We start from the raw sequence: 17,469 nt of genomic DNA on the forward strand, positions 1-17,469 counted from the left end.
TTGAATTAAACAAGTTTGCGCTTGGAAAATTGGAGGCAACATGTCGGATTCGGTCGAAGGTCGCTGGGCTGAAATCTTCACGCCGCGCTACGCGACCGTGACGCTGATCCTTTGCCTCGGCGTGGCGCTCCTCGCCTTTAACGCCTTCCTCGCCTCCATTTCCCTGCCGACAGCCGTGCAGGAACTGGGCGGCGTCGCGCTGATTTCCTGGGCGCTCACTCTGTTCCTTGTCTTCGCTATTGTCGGCGGCTCGGGCGCGGCACTTCTCAAGCAGCGCCTTGGCGCGCGCACCGCCTTGCTGGTCTCGGCCGGCGTCTTCCTGCTCGGCACCGTGATCGCTGCCAGCGCAACGTCCATGCCGCAAGTCCTGGTCGGCCGCGCGCTTCAGGGGCTCGGCGAAGGCGTGGTTTCGGCCATCTGCTTTGCCCTTATTCCCGAACTCTTCCCCTCGCGCCTCGTGCCAAAGGTCTTCGGTCTGCAGGCGATGATCTGGGCCATCGCCGCTTTTGGCGGTCCTGCTGCCGCCGGTCTCCTCACCGAAATGGTCTCCTGGCGCGCCGCCTTCCTGGTCAATGTACCGCTGGTGCTGATCTTTGCCGCCATGGTTGTGATCAAGGTGCCTGCCCATTCGTCGGAGGATCGCGTCGTGGCACGCTTCCCCGGCTTGCGGCTGTTCGCCATCGGCGCGGCCATCATGCTCGTGGCCTTGGCTGGCCTCGCCGCACCGCTGCCAGCGGCAGCCCTGTTGGTCGTTGCAGCAGTTCTGCTCGTTGCGACCGTCTGGATGGACGGAAGGGCCGAAGAACGCCTGATGCCGCGCGACGCATTCCGTCCCATATCGGTGGTCGGCACGGGGCTTTGGGTCGTCCTTCTCATCAATGTCGCCGGCGCAGGTTCGGCGGTCTATCTCGTGCTCGTCGTGCAAGAGATGTGGGGCTACAAGCCCGCCTCAGCCGGTGCCATCGCCGCCGTGCTCGCTGTCGCCTGGAGCGCCTCGGCCATCACCGTTGCCAATGTGCGCAGCAAGGAAACCCGCAAGACGCTTATCCGCCTTGGGCCGGGAATGATCGGGCTTGGCCTATTGCTGGTGCTGGCCGGGTTGCAGATCGATCAGGTGGCCGTGGTCATCATCGGACAATTGGTCATCGGCTGCGGTTTTGGCATGCACAATGGCTACCTCAACCTCTCCATGATGGAAGCCGCCAGCGACGAAGAACGCGACCGCGCCTCGGCCCTGATGCCAACGACGCAATCGGCTGGCAATGCCATCGGCGCGGCGCTGGCTGGTGTCGCCGCAAATTCCGGCGGCATGGCCGTCGCTGTTTCCGCGGACGCGGTGAAATTCGCGATGGTTCCGGTCTACGTGCTCGGCGCCGCCACGGCAGCGCTCGCCCTCGTGGCGGCCTGGCGCATGGTCAGCCTGATCAAGCCGCAGGACGCCAGTTCCACCTTCGCCGCCCATTAGAGGTCAGATTTGTCGTCCTGATGGCCCCACACCGAGAAAGCACCGCCCAGCAGACGGTTGCGCGGATCGGTCTCGTCGAGGGGCGCCAGCGGATCGGGTTTTCCGAGTTCAGCTGAGCCGTGAGCCGGTGTCCAATTGAGCCCGGGATCAGGCTCGTTGACCATCATGGCGCGTGGGTTGTTTGAAATCCCATAGACGATCCGATAGCCGAGATCGGGCTGGTCGAGCCCGGTCTCGATCAGGGTAGCCAGGTCATCGCGATTAAGCCAAAGCCGGGCCTCGCGCGGCGTGCCGGGATCGCCCGCCGTGCAGATACGAATGGCGAGGCATTCGATCCCGAACTTGTCGAAATAGAGCCGGCCCAGCGTCTCGCCAAAGGCTTTTGAGACGGCATAGAGCGAATCCGGACGATAGGGGACATCGAGATCGAGCGGCGTATCCGTCGGCATCGGATACATGCCCACCACGTGATAGGTGGAAGCATAGACAACGCGCTTCACTCCGGCTTTGCGGGCCGATTCAAAGATATTGTAGCTGCCGATGATGTTGGCATCGAGCACGGTCTGCCACCCGGCCTCCTTGGCCATGCCGCCCAGATGCACGACGCCGGAAATATCCCGCGCCATCAGTCGATCGACCGCCTCGCGATCCGAGAGATCGGCAATCTCCACAGCCCCGCCGTCCTCGGCCGGCCTGATATCGGTCGCGAGCACCGCCCTGCCCTTTTGGGCAAACCAGCGGCGCATATGGGTGCCCAGCCTTCCGGAAGCGCCGGTCAGCAATATGGTGGACATGGAAGCTTCCTTATTGCGGTGCGTCGGCGCGCAGACGCGGATCGGGGCGCGGCACGGCGCCGATCAGGCTCTGCGTATACTCGTGCTGCGGCCTCTCGCAAATCTGCACCACGTCGCCAACCTCGACAATTCTACCATTCTTCATCACCGCAACCCGATCACAGAAATAGCGGATGACCGAAATATCGTGCGAAATGAACAGGTAAGATAGACCATATTCGGTCTGCAGATCACGCATCAGGTCGAGCACCTGATGACGCAGCGACACGTCCAGCGCCGACGTCGGCTCATCGGCAATGATGAGGCGGGGCCGCACCGCCACCGCGCGGGCTATGGAAATTCGCTGCCGCTGTCCGCCCGAAAAGGCATGCGGATAGCGATCGCCAATATCGGGCGGCAGGCCAACGCGCGACAGCAGTTCGGAGACCCGATCCATCATCTGCCGCTCGGTCATGTCGGTATTGGTCCGCAGCGGCTCCGAAATGGTCTGGTAGATGGTCATGCGCGGGTTGAGCGAGGAATGCGGGTCCTGAAACACCATGCGCACTTCGCCATAGAGCGACTTCATACCGGCCTTGTTGAGCGTCGCGATATCGACCGGCTCGCCATTGCTCGGCCAATACATCACCTGCCCGCCGGTCGGATCATAAACCCGCAGCAGCGTCCGCCCCAGCGTCGTCTTGCCCGATCCGGATTCTCCCACCACACCGACCGTCTCGCCCTGGTTGATGGTCAGGCTCACCCCATCGATGGCTTTCAGATAATTCGTCGGCCGGCCCATGAAACCGGCATTGAGCGGAAAGTGCAGCTCAAGATTCTCGATCTTGGCGATGGGCTTCTCCGCCGTCGGACGCGGCGGGCGCGGCGCCGGCGTTTCGAGCTTTAGCACCGAGCCGAGCAGCGCACGCGTATAGGCCTGCTGCGGCCGTTCGAAGAGATCGAAGACACCGGCCTCTTCCACCTTCTCGCCCCGGAACATGACCATGACGCGATCGGCGATCTGGGCGACGACGCCCATGTCGTGGGTGATGAACAGCACCGCCATGCCCCGGTCACGCTGCAATTCGCGGATCAGTGACAGGATTTCGGCCTGGGTGGTAACGTCGAGCGCTGTGGTCGGCTCGTCGGCAATGAGGATCTCCGGATTGCACGACAGCGCCATGGCGATCATCGCCCGCTGCCGCATGCCGCCTGAAAATTCGAAGGAATAGCGATCGAGCGCCTTTTCCGGCTCCGGAATGCGCACTCTGCCGAGGAGCGCCGCGGCGCGCTTCCGCGCCTCTTCCTTGCTGACCTTTTCGTGCAGCAGGATCGTTTCGATGATCTGGTGGCCGATCGTATGGACCGGTGACAGGCTGGTCATCGGCTCCTGAAAGATCATGGCAATGCGCCGGCCGCGCACTTCGCGAATGGCAAGGCCACGGCTGCCTAGCTTGACGATATCAACCTCGCCCGAGCCAGTATCGAGCAGGATTTGCCCGCCGGTGATGGCGCCCGGCTTGGCGACGAGCTGCAAAATGGCACGGGCCGTCACCGACTTGCCCGAACCGCTTTCCCCAACCACGCATAACGTCTCGCCACGCTTGAGGTCGAAAGAGACATTCTTGACCGCGTGGACAACGGATTTCTGGATCGGGAAATCCACCGAGAGATTGCGGACTTTCAGAATGGTTTCGTCTGACATGACCGGCTCACTTGGCATAGGGGTCGGCAGCGTCGCGGACGCCATCGCCGAGGAAATTGAGGGCCAGCACCGCCACGACGACGCAGATGCCGGGCACGAAGAGCCAGGGGGCTTGCGTAATGGCGCGCAGGTTCTGCGCGTCCTGCAGCAGCACGCCCCAGCTGACGATGGGCGGTTGCAGCCCCAAGCCGAGGAAACTCAGCGCCGTTTCCGCGAGGATCATGTTGGGAATGGCGAGCGTGATGGCGGCGATAATGTGCGAATAGAGCGAGGGCATCATGTGGCGCATGATGAGGCGGAATTCGCTAACCCCATCGAGCCGTGCAGCGATGACGAAATCCTCGCGACGCAGACTAAGGTAGCGACCGCGCACGACGCGGGCAATTTCAGTCCAGCCGATCAGCGAGAGGATGATCAGGATGGCAAAGTAGATTTGTAGCGGCGGCCAATCCTTGGGCATGGCGGCGGCGAGACCGAGCCAGAGCGGAATGGTGGGCACCGACCGGATGAATTCGATGACGCGCTGGATGACCCGGTCGATCAGCCCCCCGCGATAGCCTGAAATGCCGCCCAGGATCAGCCCGATGATCAGCGACAGTGTCACGCCCACAAGGCCGATCGACATGGAAATGCGCGTGCCGTGAATGGTGCGGCTGAGGAGATCGCGTCCAAGCCGATCGCCACCGATCAGGAAGAAAGGATCAGCCTTGTCCACGGGCCCGAGGAAGTGCCGATTGGCGTCCCAGAGGCCCCAGAACTTGTAAGGCTGTCCCTCGACGAAAAAGCCGATGGGAATGACCTTTTCCGGATCGGGCTGGAACAGGCGCCGGAAACTTTTCGGATCAACCTGGCTTTTGAAGCCCAGGACATGCGGGGCAAAGCGCGTCCCCTCCTCGTCCGTCAGGAAGAGATGGATCTGCTGTGGCGGCGCAAAGGTATAGCGCGGGTCGAATTTGCCGGGATCGTAAGGCGCGAGAAACTCGGCAAAGGCGGCCACGAGATAGATCAGCACCACGACGACGAGGGCGACCATGGCGAGGCGATGCCGGCTGAACTTGTGCCAGATCAGCGTCCACTGGCTGGCGGCAACGAGGCTGCCGGCATGCACCTGCTGGTCGAGCAATTCGGCGTCCTTGGCAGTATCGAAGGGCGCACTCATGAGAGACGAATCCGCGGGTCGGAAATGGCGAGGAGAATGTCGGAGATCAGTGTGCCGATGAGCACCAGCCCGCCGGTGAGCAGGATGAAGGCGCCGGCCAGGTACATGTCCTGGCTCTTGAGCGCCTGCAAAAGCAGGGGCCCGGCCGTGGGCAGGTTAAGAACGGTGGACACGATGAGTTCGCCGGAAATGAGGGCCGGAAGCACCCAGCCAATGGTGGAGATGAAGGGATTGAGCGCCACGCGCACCGGATAGGTCAGAATGAGCCGGCCTTCGGGCAGGCCCTTGGCGCGGGCGGCCTCGACATAGGGCTTGTGCAGCTCATCGAGGAGATTGGCGCGCATGATGCGGGTCAGCGCCGCCGTGCTGCCGAGACCGATGACGAGGATCGGGATCCAGGCGTGCTGGAAGAAGTCCCACACTTTCGCAAGGGAGAATGGCGCATTCTCGAAGGCCGGCGAGAAGAGCCCACCCACCGAAACGCCAAACCACATCGTCGAGATGTAGAGAAGCACGATGGCGACCAGGAATTCCGGTACGGCCGTGGCGAGAAAGGCAAAAGTCGTCGTCAGATAATCAATGACCGAATATTGCCGCACCGCCGAGATGATGCCGATGGGCAGGGACACGGCCCACATGGTTATCAGCGTCAGGAACGAGATCAGCGCCGTCATCCCCATGCGGCCCCAGACCAGCTCGGTCACCGGCTGGTTCCACTCAAAGCTCTGGCCGAAATCGCCGCGGACGATACCGCCGATCCATTTGAAATATTGCACGGCGATGTTTTCACCCAGCCCATAGCGCTCGCGCAGATTGGCCAGCACGGCGCTGTCGACGGCTTCGCCGGTCTGAGCGATCTGGGCCGCATAGGTCGAGACATAATCGCCCGGCGGCAATTGGATGACGGTGAAGGCGAGTAGCGAGATCGCAAACATGGCCGGGATCATTCCGGCTATCCGTTTGAGAATGAAGATCAGCATGGACAGCGATCCCTTGGTCGAGGAACCCGGCCGGAGAACCGGCCGGGCAAGAGGACAGGGTTAGTTCTTGAAGTAGAACTGCTCGGTATTGAGCGTGCCCGGATCGGGGTGGATCCAGCCCGTCGGTGTATCCGCCGGCACATTGCCGAGATTGTTGGACACTACCGCCAAGCCCGGAATGGCCGTGCTGATGCCGATCTGGTAGAACTGGTCGGCCGTGATTTCGAGCAATTGCTGGAACAGCGCAGCCTGCTCTTCCGAGTTCGATGTGCCCTTGATCTGGTCGTAGAGCGCCCACTGCTCCTTGACGTATTCGGGCGGCTCGGTGCCACCATCGCCGATGTAATACTTTGCCCAATCGACGGCGAAGTTGGACTCGGTCGAGAACGGAAAATAGTCGCGCGGATCGATGAAGACGTCGATGCCGCCGGACGTAGCGCCCCAGACGACGATGTCGTGCTGGCTCGCGGTCTTTTCCTCATAGAAGCGGGTGCGATCCTGCGCCGAGAAGCGCGCATCGATACCCACGGCCTGCCAATATTGAGTAAGAAGTTCGGCAGCATCGGCATGGGCGCCCAGCGCTGTCACAGCCGCAACATTGACCACCAGCGGACTGCCATCGGGCGCCAAACGGAAGCCATTGCCGCCGCGCTTGTCGAGACCGATGGAGTCGAGCAGGCGATTGGCCTCATCGACATTGTATTCGAGATATTGAGTGGCGAGCCGCTCATTGTAGAACGGCGTGCCCTCGCGCGGTGTAACCTGCTGAGGGGTACCCTGGCCCAAGTAGAGCGTATCGATGATCGCAACGCGGTCTAGCGCATGCGACAGGGCAATACGGAAGTCCTTGTTATCGAAAACTTCGGCCTTTACCGGGTCATGCGAGTTCAGATTGACCGAGATGGCCAGCGAATTGCCGACCCGAGACTCACGCGGCGAAATATTGAAATTGCCCGCTTCCGCACCTTCGACCAGCACCGGCAGGTTCGAAGCATTGGCCGTGTGGCGCACTTCATAGTCGATTTCGCCGGCCAGAACGCTGAGCAGCAGCGTTTGCGCTTCGGCATTCACCGAAACGCTGAGCCCATCGATATAGGGCAACTGGTTTCCGGCGGTGTCGACCTTCCAGTAATAGGGATTGCGCTCGAACGAGACGCGCGTCGCGCCGGCCACATAAGGCTCGGTGATGTGCCAGGCCTCGAGCGTCGGGCGTTCGGGATTGCGCCAGCGCTGGATGTTCTCGATCCCAACGCCGCACATATTGGTCATGTGCTCGGCCCAGTCGGCAACGCCGGCGGCCTTGGCATTGGCGTCCGCATCCGGGTTGTATTTGGGCATGAACTGGCTGCAATAGGCCTTGTTCAGCAGTGCCAGCTGCACGCCATAGACGCTGGCGGCATTAATGATGAAAAGGCCGTTGGGCTTGGTCCAGGAGATGGTGAATTCGGTCGGCGACGTTACCGAGATCGTTGGTAATTCGCCTTCGACCGTCAGCCAACCGGGCTTGGTCGGGAAGAGCTTTTCGTCGGGTAGAACGTCTTCGATGAAGAAGGCGATGTCATCGGCCGTAAAAGCGCTGCCATCGGACCATTTCATCCCCTCGCGGAGGGTAAAGGTGAACGACTTGCTGTCTTCGCTCGCCGTGTAAGCGCTTGCAATATTTGGGTAAACGTCGCCGGACCAGTCGGCATCCCAGGTGAGCAGCGGCTCGTAGCCGAAATAGGTGAAGAGCATGTTGCGGTCATTGCCGCCCACCATGCCGCCGCGGAACGTGCCGCCATATTTGCCGACTTCACCGACGGGCGTGACGACGCGCGGATCACTGCCGACGCGCTCGGCCACGGGTGGCAGATCCAGCCCATCGAGCGCCGGAGACTGTTGATATTGCTGCGCAAATGCCGCGACGCTCCCCAGCGTCACAAGCGAGATTCCCGCCAGGGCGGCTACCCTCAAATGTTTCAATTTTCCCTCCCATCAGACTGATTTCGCCGGCGGATGTGCCGTTCCAGGCGATTGCTGAGGCCCGCACTCTTGTATGACTGCAATTGCAATGTCAACATGCAATCATACTTCTTTTGAAATACGGCGTTTCACATGCCGTTGACAGACCCATTCAGGCCATGCATACAGAAAGAAGTATTACTAATCGCCGCCGCAGGAGACCGGACGTGAACTTCGACGAACTCAAGACCAAGATCGGCTCGGGCCTCTTGTCATTTCCGGTGACCGACTTCGATGCCGCAGGCGAGTTCGATCGCAAATCCTACGCCAAGCGGCTGCAGTGGCTGTCCTCCTATGACTCGGCGGGCCTCTTCGCAGCGGGCGGTACGGGCGAGTTCTTCTCGATCGGCTATGACGGGGAATATGACGACATCATCAGCACGGCGGTGAGCAATGCCGCGCCCGGCGTGCCCGTGCTGGCCGGCGTCGGCTATGGCACGCGCATGGCGGTCGAGCTGGCAAAGCGCGCTGAAAAGGCTGGCGCCGCCGGCATCCTGGTCCTGCCGCACTATCTGATGTTTGCCGAACAGGAAGGCATCATCGCCCACATGAAGGCCATCTGCGACGCGGTTAGTATCGGCGTCATCTACTACGCCCGCGACAACACTCGCCTGACGCCGCAATCCCTCGCAAAACTGGCCGAGATGTGCCCGAACCTGATCGGCTACAAGGACGGCATTGGCGACCTGCAGCTGATGGTGAAAATCTCGACCCTGATCGGCGACCGCATGGTGCATATCGGCGGCCTGCCAACCGCCGAAGTCTTTGCCCAGCCCTATCTCGAAATGGGCGTAACCACCTATTCCTCGGCGGTGTTCAACTTCGTGCCGGAACTGGCTTTGCGTTTTTACAAGGCTGTGCGCGCTCGCGAGGCAGCAACGATCGAAACACTGCTGAGGAATTTCTACCTGCCCCTGATCGAACTGCGCGACCGCAAGCGCGGCTATGCCGTTTCCATGGTCAAGGCCGGCGCCGATCTGGTTGGCCGCGGGGCCGGCAAGGTGCGCAGCCCACTGACGGAACTGACGGGCGAAGAGCGTGAAGAACTCTCACAGCTCATTGCCGCCAATCGTTGACACCAAAGCGCCCTCCCTGCGCAAAAAGGCCCGGATCGCAAGATCCGGGCCTTTGTTTTTACGCCGCTGCGCTCGATGCCATTCCCGCGAAAGCGGGAATCTCATTGAAGTAGCGCCTGCTCACAAAACTCCGTCGTCACCGCCCGGCTTGTCCGGGCGGTCCATACCGCGACAAGATGGATTGCCCGGACAAGCCGGGCAATGACGATCGAAGAAATGCGCGGCTGGGATCAAACACCTGGGTCAAAAACAGAGATTCCCGCTTTCGCGGGAATGACACCGTGGGTGTGGGACGTCGGGAGAAAAGTGTCAGGCCCCGTAGGGGTCCCAGCCATTGGCCTGGAAGAGGCCGATGATATAGCCATAGCAGAAGGCAAAGGCGGTCTCGAATGGCGCTTCGCCATCGATATGCGGCACATGGTCGGGCATGATCATGCAGTCGACGCCGACTTCCTTGTAGATCTTCAGGCTCGCCGCCATGTCCATGTCGCCGGCATCGGGAAACTCCTCGGTAAACGAGTAGCGACCGCCCTTGATATTGCGGAAGTGGACGTTGAAGATCTTCTTCCGCTCACCGAACCAGCGGATGATGTCGCCGATTTCCTCGCGCGGATTTTCAAGGCTTTCTGCCACCGTTCCCTGGCAGAAGTTGAGCCCGTGATAGGGGCTTTCCGCAATGGAGACGAACTTCTTGAGCCCTTCAGCCGACCCCAGGACGCGCTCTTCCATGCCGCGATAGCCGGGGCGTGTCAGCGGATCGTGCGGGTGACAAGCAAGGCGCACCTTGCTCGCTTCCGCCACGGGCACGACGCGCTCGAGGAACCAGGTGATGCGTTCCCACATCTCGTCGGCACTGACATTGCCGGCGCTGCTGGGAACAGCGTCGTCCGTCGTCCGGTCGTGCCGGAAGGTGGACATGATGGCGCCGCCGCGACCGCGCTCGGACGGGGTGCGCGGAATGCCCAGAATGTTGAAATTGTACTTTGCCGCCTTGATGCCAAGCGCGCCCAGCGTCTCGATCAACCGACAAATGCTGTCGACCTCGCGCTCCCTTTCCGGATCCTGACCAAGAACGATGGAAGGCGATTTTACCTTGTCGACACCGGCCGACGACATGGGCAATTGCACCATGTCGAGCACCAGGCCCGCTGCCTCGATGCGCTCGATATGGCGCTCCAGCACCTCGCGCGTCCAATCATGCGGATTGCCGACCGGATCGACGCAGACATGGCGCAGGCCAAGCTGTGCTAGCTGGCGCAAGTGGGCATCCCCCACCTCGTTGAACTTCTCCCCGCTCAGCTGGGTGCCCACATACATGCAAAAATCCCTCAAGTGTTATGACTTCTACAAAGTTGTATGAAATATCTGCACATGCTACAAGCTGAACATGAGCCCGGGGGGACAGATTTTGGCGCCCCCTACAGGTTCACGGCACGAGAAGGATGACAAATCCGGCGCCGCATGGCATGCGATAAGCGTCCCCACTCTGCCGCAATGCGTTAGCAGACTGTTACCATCGAGAATGCGAAAACCGGAAAATGGCTGAAATCGAAGCGCTGCGACTGACCGACCGCGTGAAAGACGGGCTGGTCCGGCTGATCGCCGATAGCGGCCTCAAGCCGGGCGACAAACTGCCGCCGGCCGACAGGCTCTGCGAAACCTTCGATGTGAGCCGCACTGTGGTGCGCGAAGCCATTGCCAGCCTCAAAGCCGAAGGCCGGCTGCGCTCGCTGCGCGGCAGCGGTGTCTATGTCAGCGAACCGCCCAAGGTTGTTGGTGGCTCCATGTTCATGGAAGCGCCGCAGGACATTGCCGAAGTGCTCGACTTCATCGAATTTCGCATCAGCGTCGAGATCGAGGCCGCGGGGCTGGCGGCAGAGCGCCGGACGGAGACCAACCTTCTGCGCATGGAACAGGCGCTGACCCAGTTTGCCCGGCACCTGGCCGACAATTCGCTGGCGACCGACGCCGACCGCGCTTTTCACCGCGCCATTGCCGATGCCACCAACAATTCGCGCTTCCGTCTTTTCGTCGACGAAATGGGCGAGCGCCTGATCCCGCGCCGGGCGCTGGGCGCCAGTTTCAGCGACGAGAAGGACAAGGCGGAGTTTCTGGAAAATATCCAGACCGAGCATCGGCGCATTTTTGACGCCATTACCAATCGCCAGCCTGACGCGGCGCGTCTTGCCATGCGCCAGCATCTCGAAGGCGGCCGCCGCCGCTATCGCGAATGGAGCCTGGCCCACGATCTGGGCCAATGAAGCACGGGATGACGCAGCCTGATGTGAACTGGGTGATCCGCGAGCGTTTTGGCGTGGGCGAGAGCCCCGTGTGGGACGACGCGAACGGGCGCCTGCTGTGGTGCGATATTCCGGCGGGCGCCATTCATGCGCTCGATATCGCCACCGGGGAGCGGGACTTTTGGGAGTTCGGCGAGCCGGTGCCAAGCCTGGGGCTGGCCAGGAACGGCAAGCTGGTGGTGGCCCTGCGCAATGATGTCATCCTGTTCGACCCGAGCAACGGAACGCGGGAAACCGTGGCGAGCATAGAGCATGCCAAGCCCGATATGCGGCTCAACGACGGCAAGGTGGGGCCGGATGGCGCCTTCTGGGTCGGCAGCATGGATGCTGCACCCGGCGATGCGCCTTCGGCAAAACTCTATCGCGTCGCGCCGGATGGCGACGTGCGGGTGATTGCCGATGGGATTGCCATTTCCAACGGCCTCGCCTGGAATGCTGACGCTACCCTGCTCTACCATTCGGACTCGCGCGGCAGCATGTGGCTCGACTGCTGGGATTTTGACCGCGCAACAGGGGCGGTCAGCAATCGCCGCCGTCTTAGGGACAATGACGAGGCTAATGGCAGGCCCGATGGCGGCGCCTGCGATCTGGCGGGGACCTATTGGTCGGCAGGGCCTTCGGCCAGCCGGATCAATCGGTTCTCGGCAACGGGAGAATTGCTAGGCTGGGTGGATGTGCCGCTGAAGCTGCCGACCATGCCTTGCTTTGGCGGGGCGGATATGAAGACCGTGTTTGTCACCAGCCTTGGTTCGGGCGAAGACGGGCGCGATGGGATTGTGCAGTTCCGGGCGGATATACCGGGGGTGCCCATTGGAATGTTTGGGTAACCGCGCACGACTCGCCGGCGCTACCCCGCCCATCATCCTCGGGCTTGACCCGAGGGCATTTCACTTGGCGATGGCGCTGCAAGGATAGAGCCCTCGGGTCAAGCCCGAGGGTGACGATTGGCGGTTGCCCGAGCCTGGAGAGGGCTTACGGCCGCAGTAGTGTCTTGATGGCGCGGCGCTCGTCCATGGCGCGGTAGCCTTCCGCGGCTTCGGCGAGCGGGAGTTCCAGATCAAACACTCGACCCGGATTGATCTGGCGCGTGAGGATCAGATCCAGCAGATGTGGCAGGAAGCGACGCACGGGCGCGGGGCCGCCGATCATCCCGGTCTGCGAGAAGAACAGTGATTGGCCATCGAACTGCACGCCGTGCGGCACGCCGACATAGCCGATCATCGAGCCGGGGCGGGCGCAATTGATCGCCGTCTGCATGGATTCCTGCGTGCCGACGCATTCGAGCACGGCATCGGCGCCGATGCGCTGGGTCAATTCCTTGACCCGTGCCACGCCCGCATCGCCACGTTCGGCAATGATGTCGGTGGCGCCATAGTCGAGCGCCAGATCCTGCCGGCTCTTGTGGCGGCTCATGGCGATGATCCGGTGGGCGCCCAATTGCTTCGCGGCGAGGACGCCCATGAGCCCAACGGCACCATCGCCAACGACCACGACGGTCGAGCCGGACTGCACGCGGGCGGCGTCGGCTGCATACCAGCCGGTGCCGAGCACGTCGGAGGCAGCGAGGAGGCTCGGGATCAGATCGTCGTCCGGCATGGTGTCGGTGGCGATCAGCGTGCCATCGGCGAGCGGCACGCGGGCATATTCCGCCTGCCCGCCGGTCATGAACTCGCGTTGCTCGCAGGACGACTGAAAACCGTGGCGGCAATGGGGGCAGGTATTGTCGGAAAGAACGAAGGAGCCGACGACGAACTGGCCCGGCTTCACCGTCTTCACTTCGCTGCCGACGGCAACGACCACGCCGCAATATTCGTGGCCCATGGCCATGGGGCTCGAAACATCGTTGAGGCCACGGAACGGCCAGAGGTCGGACCCGCAAATGCAGGTAGCCGTCAGGCGGATGATGGCGTCGGTCGGCTTTTGGATCACCGGTTCGTCGCGTTCTTCGACGCGCACATCGCCGGGGGCATAGAGCATGGTGGCAAGCAAGAAGGGTCTCCTTGGCGAGGGATCGCCAGTGGTTCGCCCCCAGTGTAGCCAAGCTGGGATCATCGGATTATCTTGAGTAATCTTGATGCAGTGTTGAGCGGGATTCAGGAATGGCGCGTAGCCCGATCGACGATCTCCAGGCCTTTCTGGCCGTGGCCCGCGAGCGCAGCTTTACCCGCGCCGCAGCGAAACTCGGCGTAACCCCCTCGGCGCTCAGCCACACGATGAAGGGGCTGGAGGCGCGGCTGGGCGTGCGCCTCCTGTCGCGCACGACGCGCAGCGTTTCCCCAACCGAAGCCGGAGAGCGGCTGCTTCGCGCCGTCGCGCCGCATTTCGACGAGATCGAGGCCGAGATCGCGGCGCTGAGCGATTTTCGCGATCGGCCGGCGGGGACGATTCGCGTGTCCTGTGGGGATTCGGTGGTCGCCTCGGTCTTCCGGCCGATGCTACGCGGCTTCCTCGCGCAATATCCCGACATCACCGTCGAGCTGGCGATCAACAATGGCTTTGTCGACATCGTCGAACAACGGATGGATGCCGGGGTGCGTCTGGGCGAGGCGCTATCGCGCGATATGATCGCGGTGCGGATCGGGCCGGACTGGCGCTTTTCGGTGGTGGCAACGCCGGACTATTTTGCCCGGAGGCCGCCGCCGCAAAGCCCGCAGGACCTGACCAATCACCAATGCGTCAACCTGCGGCTGAGCACGGCCGGCGCGCTTTATGCCTGGGAATTCAAGAAGGATAGGCGCGAGCTCAATGTGCGGGTGGAGGGGCAGTTGATTTTCAACAGCATCCTGCCGGTGCTCGATGCAGCGCTCGACGGGCATGGCCTTGCCAACGTGCCCGAATTTATGAGCCGGCCCTATATCGAGCGCGGCGAACTGGTCGAGGTGCTGGCCGACTGGTCGCCCACCTGGCAGGGGTTTCACCTCTACTATCCCAACCGCCGCCAGCCCTCCCCGGCCTTTACGGCCTTTGTCGAGGCGCTGCGATATCGCGTCTAGCCAGATCGATGGCTTGACTCCGCCCGGCGACTGCGATTGATGAAATATGACTATTTTGGTCATCAAATGGATCGGTCATGATTTCTCGCCGCCTTCTCACGCTCCTTGGCGTGCCACTTCTGCTTGCCCTTGCGACACCCGGTTTTGCCCGCGACATCACCCACATCATGGGCGTCACTGCGGTGCCGGATCAGCCGCTGCGCATCGTTGCCCTGACCAATGAGGCGACCGAGGATCTCCTCGCGCTGGGCCTCGTGCCGGTTGGCGCGGTCCGCTCGGCCAATGCCGATCCCTGGTTCGACCACGTCGCCGACGCGCTCAAGGATACGACCCTCGTGGGCGAGGAACTGGCGCCCAATCTGGAAGTCATTCTTTCGCTCGAGCCCGACCTGATCCTGGGCAACAAGAAGCGCCACGAGCAGATTTATGAGCAGCTCTCGGCCATCGCACCGACGGTTTTTGTCGAGAACATCACCGGCCAATGGCGCAACAATCTCGCCTTCTATGCCGAGGCCGTGGGCAAGGTGGCCGAGGGCGAAGCTGTTCTCAAGGGCTATGAGGACCGCGTGGCGGCGATCAAGACGGCGCTGGGCGATCGCGTTGCCGAAAAGGTCGGGCTCGTGCGCTTCATTTCCGGCCAGAACTACGCCTACAACAATGACAGCTTTTCGGGCTCCATCCTGCGCGATATCGGCTTCGGCCGCCCCGCGGCGCAGGACAAGGCAGGCCTTGCCGAGCCGATCACCCTCGAACGCATTCCTGATCTCGACGGCGACCGCCTGCTGCACTTCAGCTACGAAACCGGCGATGGCGGGGCGACCAAGGAAGCCGAAGCCTGGATGGCCTCCCCGCTCTGGCAGAACCTCGAAGCGGTCAAGGCCGGGCATGTCTATGCTGTGTCGGACACCGTCTGGGCTACCGCCGGCGGCGTGATGGCGGCGCACCTCGCACTCGACGACATCGAGAAGATCTACGAGATTCCTTCGACCCGATAGGGCAGACGAAAAATGCGGCCGGCGCAGCAATGTGCCGGCCTTTTTGTTGGATTATCGCCTCAGAAAAGGCGGGAATGCTTGGTTTGCTCCGCCCGCACAAGATCAGGACAGCGTGAATAGTTAGTCCGAGCGTGTTGCCGCCGTTCAGCGCGGCCATCTGCCAACCGAACCACCACCATTCTAGAAAAATTCCTGCCTACCTTAGTCAGCGCAATTTTCATTGGGTGCCGTGATGAGGCCCATTCCTGCCGGGGAACTGTCCGATCTCATCGGATCGATCTATGACTGCGCCCTAACGCCCTCCCTCTGGCCTGCAACGCTGGACGCCCTGCGCGGGCGCATGGCCTTTCTCAGCGCCACGCTGGCCGTCGTCGAAATGCCCAATGGCAATACGCTGATCAATGCGGCAAGCGGGGTGGACGATATCTGGCTCATCGCCATGCGCGACTATGGCCGCGAGATCATGGATCAATGGGGCGGCGCCGACCGGGTGCGCAACTATCCCCTGGACGTGCCGATGGTGCTCTCCGAGGTGAACCCCGAAGCCCTGACGCCGGCCAATCGCTATCATCGCGAGGTCGGCTTGCCGCGCGGCGTGGTCGACTCGCTCTCGGTTGGCCTGCTGCGCGACCAGACGGCCTTTGGCGCGATCACGTTCACCCGGCATGAATCGGCCGGACTTGTCGGCCAGACCGAAATGGAACTGGCCAACCTCTTCATCCCGCATCTCAAGCGTGCGGTGACCATCAGCCGGTTGCTGGAAGCGCGCGCGGTCGAAAGCGCCACCTATGTGGCAGTGCTCGATCGCCTCAGCGTCGCAGTGCTGCTGGTGGCGTCCGATCTCCGGCTCATCCACGCCAATCAGGCGGGCGAGGCGATGCTGCGCGCGGCAAGACCCTTTGGTCTGCGCGCGGGGCGGATTTCTGGACCGCCCAATCTCGACGCTGCCCTTCTGGTTGCGCTTGCCTCCTCGCTCGATGATCTCGGCCGGCGGGGGCTTGGCATTCCTGCCTATGGCAATGGCGGCGAAGAACTGGTGCTCCATGTGCTGCCGCTCGCCGCAGCCAATCCGCTGCAGGGCGCCGCAGCGGCCATCTTCGTGGCGCCCTCCACATCCCCGCCCCCTGCCCCGCTTGCTGCCATCGCCTCGCTCTTCGATCTCACCCCAACCGAAGCGCGCGTGCTCGAACTCGTCGGCTCCGGCCGAACCAATGCCGAGATCGCCACCACCCTCAATGTTGCGGTTTCGACGGTGCGCACGCATCTGCTGCGGGTGTTCGAAAAGACACGGACGCATCGCCAGGCCGACCTTGTCGGCCTCATCGCCTCCTTCTCGTTGCCGATCGCGTAGCGGCTCCACCAAACGGTGGAAGCAATGGCATCGCCGACCGGGATAGCTTCCACCCCGTCACGGACGACCGCGAAATCGGCCCGCCAACGGCCCGAACTTCGTGCAGACGCTTCGCCAACCCCAAAGGCAGAACCTCGCACCTCATCTCGATGTGGCGGCGTCTGCTGTCGTCCGCGCAAACATTGGACAGGAGACAGAGATGTTCAAACGACTCATCACGCTGCTGACTGATTGGGCGAGACACATTGAAACGGAATCCGCCCTCCGCGATCTCGACGACCGCATACTGGCTGATATCGGCCTGAACCGGCGCCGCCCATTGCTGCTCGCGGGCCTTGAACCGCTGGTTCGGATTGTTCCTGAACCAGGCGACGCAATCACGCGTCCGATGGATTTGGGCGCCCCGGACTTCCACCAGGATCCGGCACCGCCGGCGGTCGAGCCGCGCCCCGTCGCGGCAAGAAAGACGCCCCCGCGCTATCAGCCAAATATAGCCAAAGGCGTGTCTGCGGCGCTGGCTGGCCGCAGGTTCAGCATAGGCGAAGACTTGGCCGGCCCGCATCCCCAATGAGGCGTTCAAGATGGCCGCGCCCGGCACAATGACGGACGCGGCCGATTGACACTTTTGCCCCGGAAGGCCACGACCAGTGGCGAACAGGATCGCCACACGG

15 protein-coding genes are annotated in these 17,469 nt (G+C 62.3%); 8 read left to right on the forward strand and 7 right to left on the reverse strand.

Annotation, left to right across the window (positions count from 1 at the left end; all coding sequences use genetic code 11):
- Positions 1-40: 40 nt before the first annotated feature.
- Positions 41-1,465, forward strand: coding sequence for an MFS transporter (locus tag ACSQ2A_RS14275; RefSeq protein WP_436072768.1), 1,425 nt, complete (start codon positions 41-43; stop codon positions 1,463-1,465).
- On the opposite strand, the gene ACSQ2A_RS14280 is transcribed toward ACSQ2A_RS14275, so the two are convergent.
- From ACSQ2A_RS14280 to ACSQ2A_RS14300, 5 genes are read right to left on the reverse strand one after another with little or no spacing between them, the layout of a single operon-like run.
- Entirely contained in the window at positions 1,462-2,259 is a 798-nt protein-coding gene (locus tag ACSQ2A_RS14280) for an NAD-dependent epimerase/dehydratase family protein (protein ID WP_436072769.1), read from the reverse strand. The genes ACSQ2A_RS14275 and ACSQ2A_RS14280 overlap by 4 nt on opposite strands.
- Positions 2,260-2,269: 10 nt before the next feature.
- The gene (locus ACSQ2A_RS14285) at positions 2,270-3,943 is read right to left on the reverse strand and encodes an ABC transporter ATP-binding protein (RefSeq protein ID WP_436072770.1); all 1,674 of its coding nucleotides are present in this window, start codon (positions 3,941-3,943) and stop codon (positions 2,270-2,272) included.
- Positions 3,944-3,950: 7 nt separating this feature from the next.
- Positions 3,951-5,102 carry an ABC transporter permease gene (locus ACSQ2A_RS14290; protein WP_436072771.1) on the reverse strand — a complete coding sequence of 384 codons (1,152 nt, stop codon included), beginning with the start codon at positions 5,100-5,102 and terminating at the stop codon, positions 3,951-3,953.
- Positions 5,099-6,082 (reverse strand): ABC transporter permease, encoded by a 984-nt coding sequence (locus ACSQ2A_RS14295; protein WP_436072772.1) that lies wholly within the window; start codon positions 6,080-6,082, stop codon positions 5,099-5,101. Before ACSQ2A_RS14295 ends, ACSQ2A_RS14290 begins: the two co-directional genes overlap by 4 nt.
- A 60-nt stretch (positions 6,083-6,142) precedes the next feature.
- Positions 6,143-8,044 (reverse strand): ABC transporter substrate-binding protein, encoded by a 1,902-nt coding sequence (locus ACSQ2A_RS14300; RefSeq protein WP_436072773.1) that lies wholly within the window; start codon positions 8,042-8,044, stop codon positions 6,143-6,145.
- A 206-nt stretch (positions 8,045-8,250) separates the two neighbouring features.
- On the opposite strand from ACSQ2A_RS14300, the gene kdgD reads away from it, so the two are divergent.
- On the forward strand, positions 8,251-9,159 hold the full coding sequence (gene kdgD, locus ACSQ2A_RS14305) for a 5-dehydro-4-deoxyglucarate dehydratase (protein ID WP_436072774.1): 909 nt from the start codon (positions 8,251-8,253) through the stop codon (positions 9,157-9,159).
- Positions 9,160-9,468: 309 nt separating this feature from the next.
- Here kdgD and ACSQ2A_RS14310 read toward each other — a convergent pair whose 3' ends face one another.
- Positions 9,469-10,476, reverse strand: coding sequence for a mannonate dehydratase (locus ACSQ2A_RS14310; protein WP_436072775.1), 1,008 nt, complete (start codon positions 10,474-10,476; stop codon positions 9,469-9,471).
- Positions 10,477-10,697: 221 nt separating this feature from the next.
- Between ACSQ2A_RS14310 and ACSQ2A_RS14315 the strand changes: the two genes are divergently transcribed.
- Both ACSQ2A_RS14315 and ACSQ2A_RS14320 read left to right on the forward strand, forming a co-directional pair.
- Positions 10,698-11,420, forward strand: a complete 723-nt coding sequence (locus ACSQ2A_RS14315; protein ID WP_295415026.1) for a FadR/GntR family transcriptional regulator — start codon at positions 10,698-10,700, stop codon at positions 11,418-11,420.
- A gap of 8 nt (positions 11,421-11,428) precedes the next feature.
- On the forward strand, positions 11,429-12,286 hold the full coding sequence (locus ACSQ2A_RS14320; protein WP_436072776.1) for an SMP-30/gluconolactonase/LRE family protein: 858 nt from the start codon (positions 11,429-11,431) through the stop codon (positions 12,284-12,286).
- Positions 12,287-12,431: 145 nt separating this feature from the next.
- Here the strand turns inward: ACSQ2A_RS14320 and ACSQ2A_RS14325 are convergent, their stop codons facing one another.
- The gene (locus ACSQ2A_RS14325) at positions 12,432-13,448 is read right to left on the reverse strand and encodes a zinc-dependent alcohol dehydrogenase family protein (protein ID WP_436072777.1); all 1,017 of its coding nucleotides are present in this window, start codon (positions 13,446-13,448) and stop codon (positions 12,432-12,434) included.
- 110 nt (positions 13,449-13,558) lie between these two features.
- Here ACSQ2A_RS14325 and ACSQ2A_RS14330 point away from each other — a divergent pair, with 110 nt between their 5' ends.
- The 4 genes from ACSQ2A_RS14330 (at position 13,559) to ACSQ2A_RS14345 (ending at position 17,369) form a co-directional block, all read left to right on the forward strand.
- Positions 13,559-14,452 (forward strand): LysR family transcriptional regulator, encoded by an 894-nt coding sequence (locus tag ACSQ2A_RS14330; RefSeq protein WP_436072778.1) that lies wholly within the window; start codon positions 13,559-13,561, stop codon positions 14,450-14,452.
- A gap of 77 nt (positions 14,453-14,529) precedes the next feature.
- Positions 14,530-15,447: an ABC transporter substrate-binding protein gene (locus ACSQ2A_RS14335; protein ID WP_436072779.1), complete on the forward strand. Its 918-nt coding sequence runs from the start codon at positions 14,530-14,532 to the stop codon at positions 15,445-15,447.
- Positions 15,448-15,679: 232 nt separating this feature from the next.
- Positions 15,680-16,798 carry a helix-turn-helix transcriptional regulator gene (locus ACSQ2A_RS14340; RefSeq protein ID WP_295415031.1) on the forward strand — a complete coding sequence of 373 codons (1,119 nt, stop codon included), beginning with the start codon at positions 15,680-15,682 and terminating at the stop codon, positions 16,796-16,798.
- Between the two features lie 199 nt (positions 16,799-16,997).
- Positions 16,998-17,369 (forward strand): DUF1127 domain-containing protein, encoded by a 372-nt coding sequence (locus ACSQ2A_RS14345; protein ID WP_436072780.1) that lies wholly within the window; start codon positions 16,998-17,000, stop codon positions 17,367-17,369.
- The last annotated feature ends 100 nt before the right edge of the window (positions 17,370-17,469 follow it).

Origin of the sequence: Devosia sp. LjRoot3 (assembly GCF_964252865.1) — a bacterium.
Lineage (GTDB): Bacteria > Pseudomonadota > Alphaproteobacteria > Rhizobiales > Devosiaceae > Devosia.

Bases quoted from the DNA above. Each gene is read 5' to 3' on its own strand.
- ACSQ2A_RS14330 (WP_436072778.1), top strand. From the start codon at position 13,559: ATGGCGCGTAGCCCGATCGACGATCTCCAGGCCTTTCTGGCCGTGGCC.
- ACSQ2A_RS14280 (WP_436072769.1), bottom strand. From the start codon at position 2,259: ATGTCCACCATATTGCTGACCGGCGCTTCCGGAAGGCTGGGCACCCAT.
- ACSQ2A_RS14340 (WP_295415031.1), top strand. From the start codon at position 15,680: ATGAGGCCCATTCCTGCCGGGGAACTGTCCGATCTCATCGGATCGATC.
- ACSQ2A_RS14345 (WP_436072780.1), top strand. From the start codon at position 16,998: ATGTTCAAACGACTCATCACGCTGCTGACTGATTGGGCGAGACACATT.
- ACSQ2A_RS14275 (WP_436072768.1), top strand. From the start codon at position 41: ATGTCGGATTCGGTCGAAGGTCGCTGGGCTGAAATCTTCACGCCGCGC.
- ACSQ2A_RS14320 (WP_436072776.1), top strand. From the start codon at position 11,429: ATGACGCAGCCTGATGTGAACTGGGTGATCCGCGAGCGTTTTGGCGTG.
- ACSQ2A_RS14335 (WP_436072779.1), top strand. From the start codon at position 14,530: ATGATTTCTCGCCGCCTTCTCACGCTCCTTGGCGTGCCACTTCTGCTT.
- ACSQ2A_RS14295 (WP_436072772.1), bottom strand. From the start codon at position 6,082: ATGCTGATCTTCATTCTCAAACGGATAGCCGGAATGATCCCGGCCATG.
- ACSQ2A_RS14290 (WP_436072771.1), bottom strand. From the start codon at position 5,102: ATGAGTGCGCCCTTCGATACTGCCAAGGACGCCGAATTGCTCGACCAG.
- ACSQ2A_RS14310 (WP_436072775.1), bottom strand. From the start codon at position 10,476: ATGTATGTGGGCACCCAGCTGAGCGGGGAGAAGTTCAACGAGGTGGGG.
- ACSQ2A_RS14285 (WP_436072770.1), bottom strand. From the start codon at position 3,943: ATGTCAGACGAAACCATTCTGAAAGTCCGCAATCTCTCGGTGGATTTC.
- ACSQ2A_RS14315 (WP_295415026.1), top strand. From the start codon at position 10,698: ATGGCTGAAATCGAAGCGCTGCGACTGACCGACCGCGTGAAAGACGGG.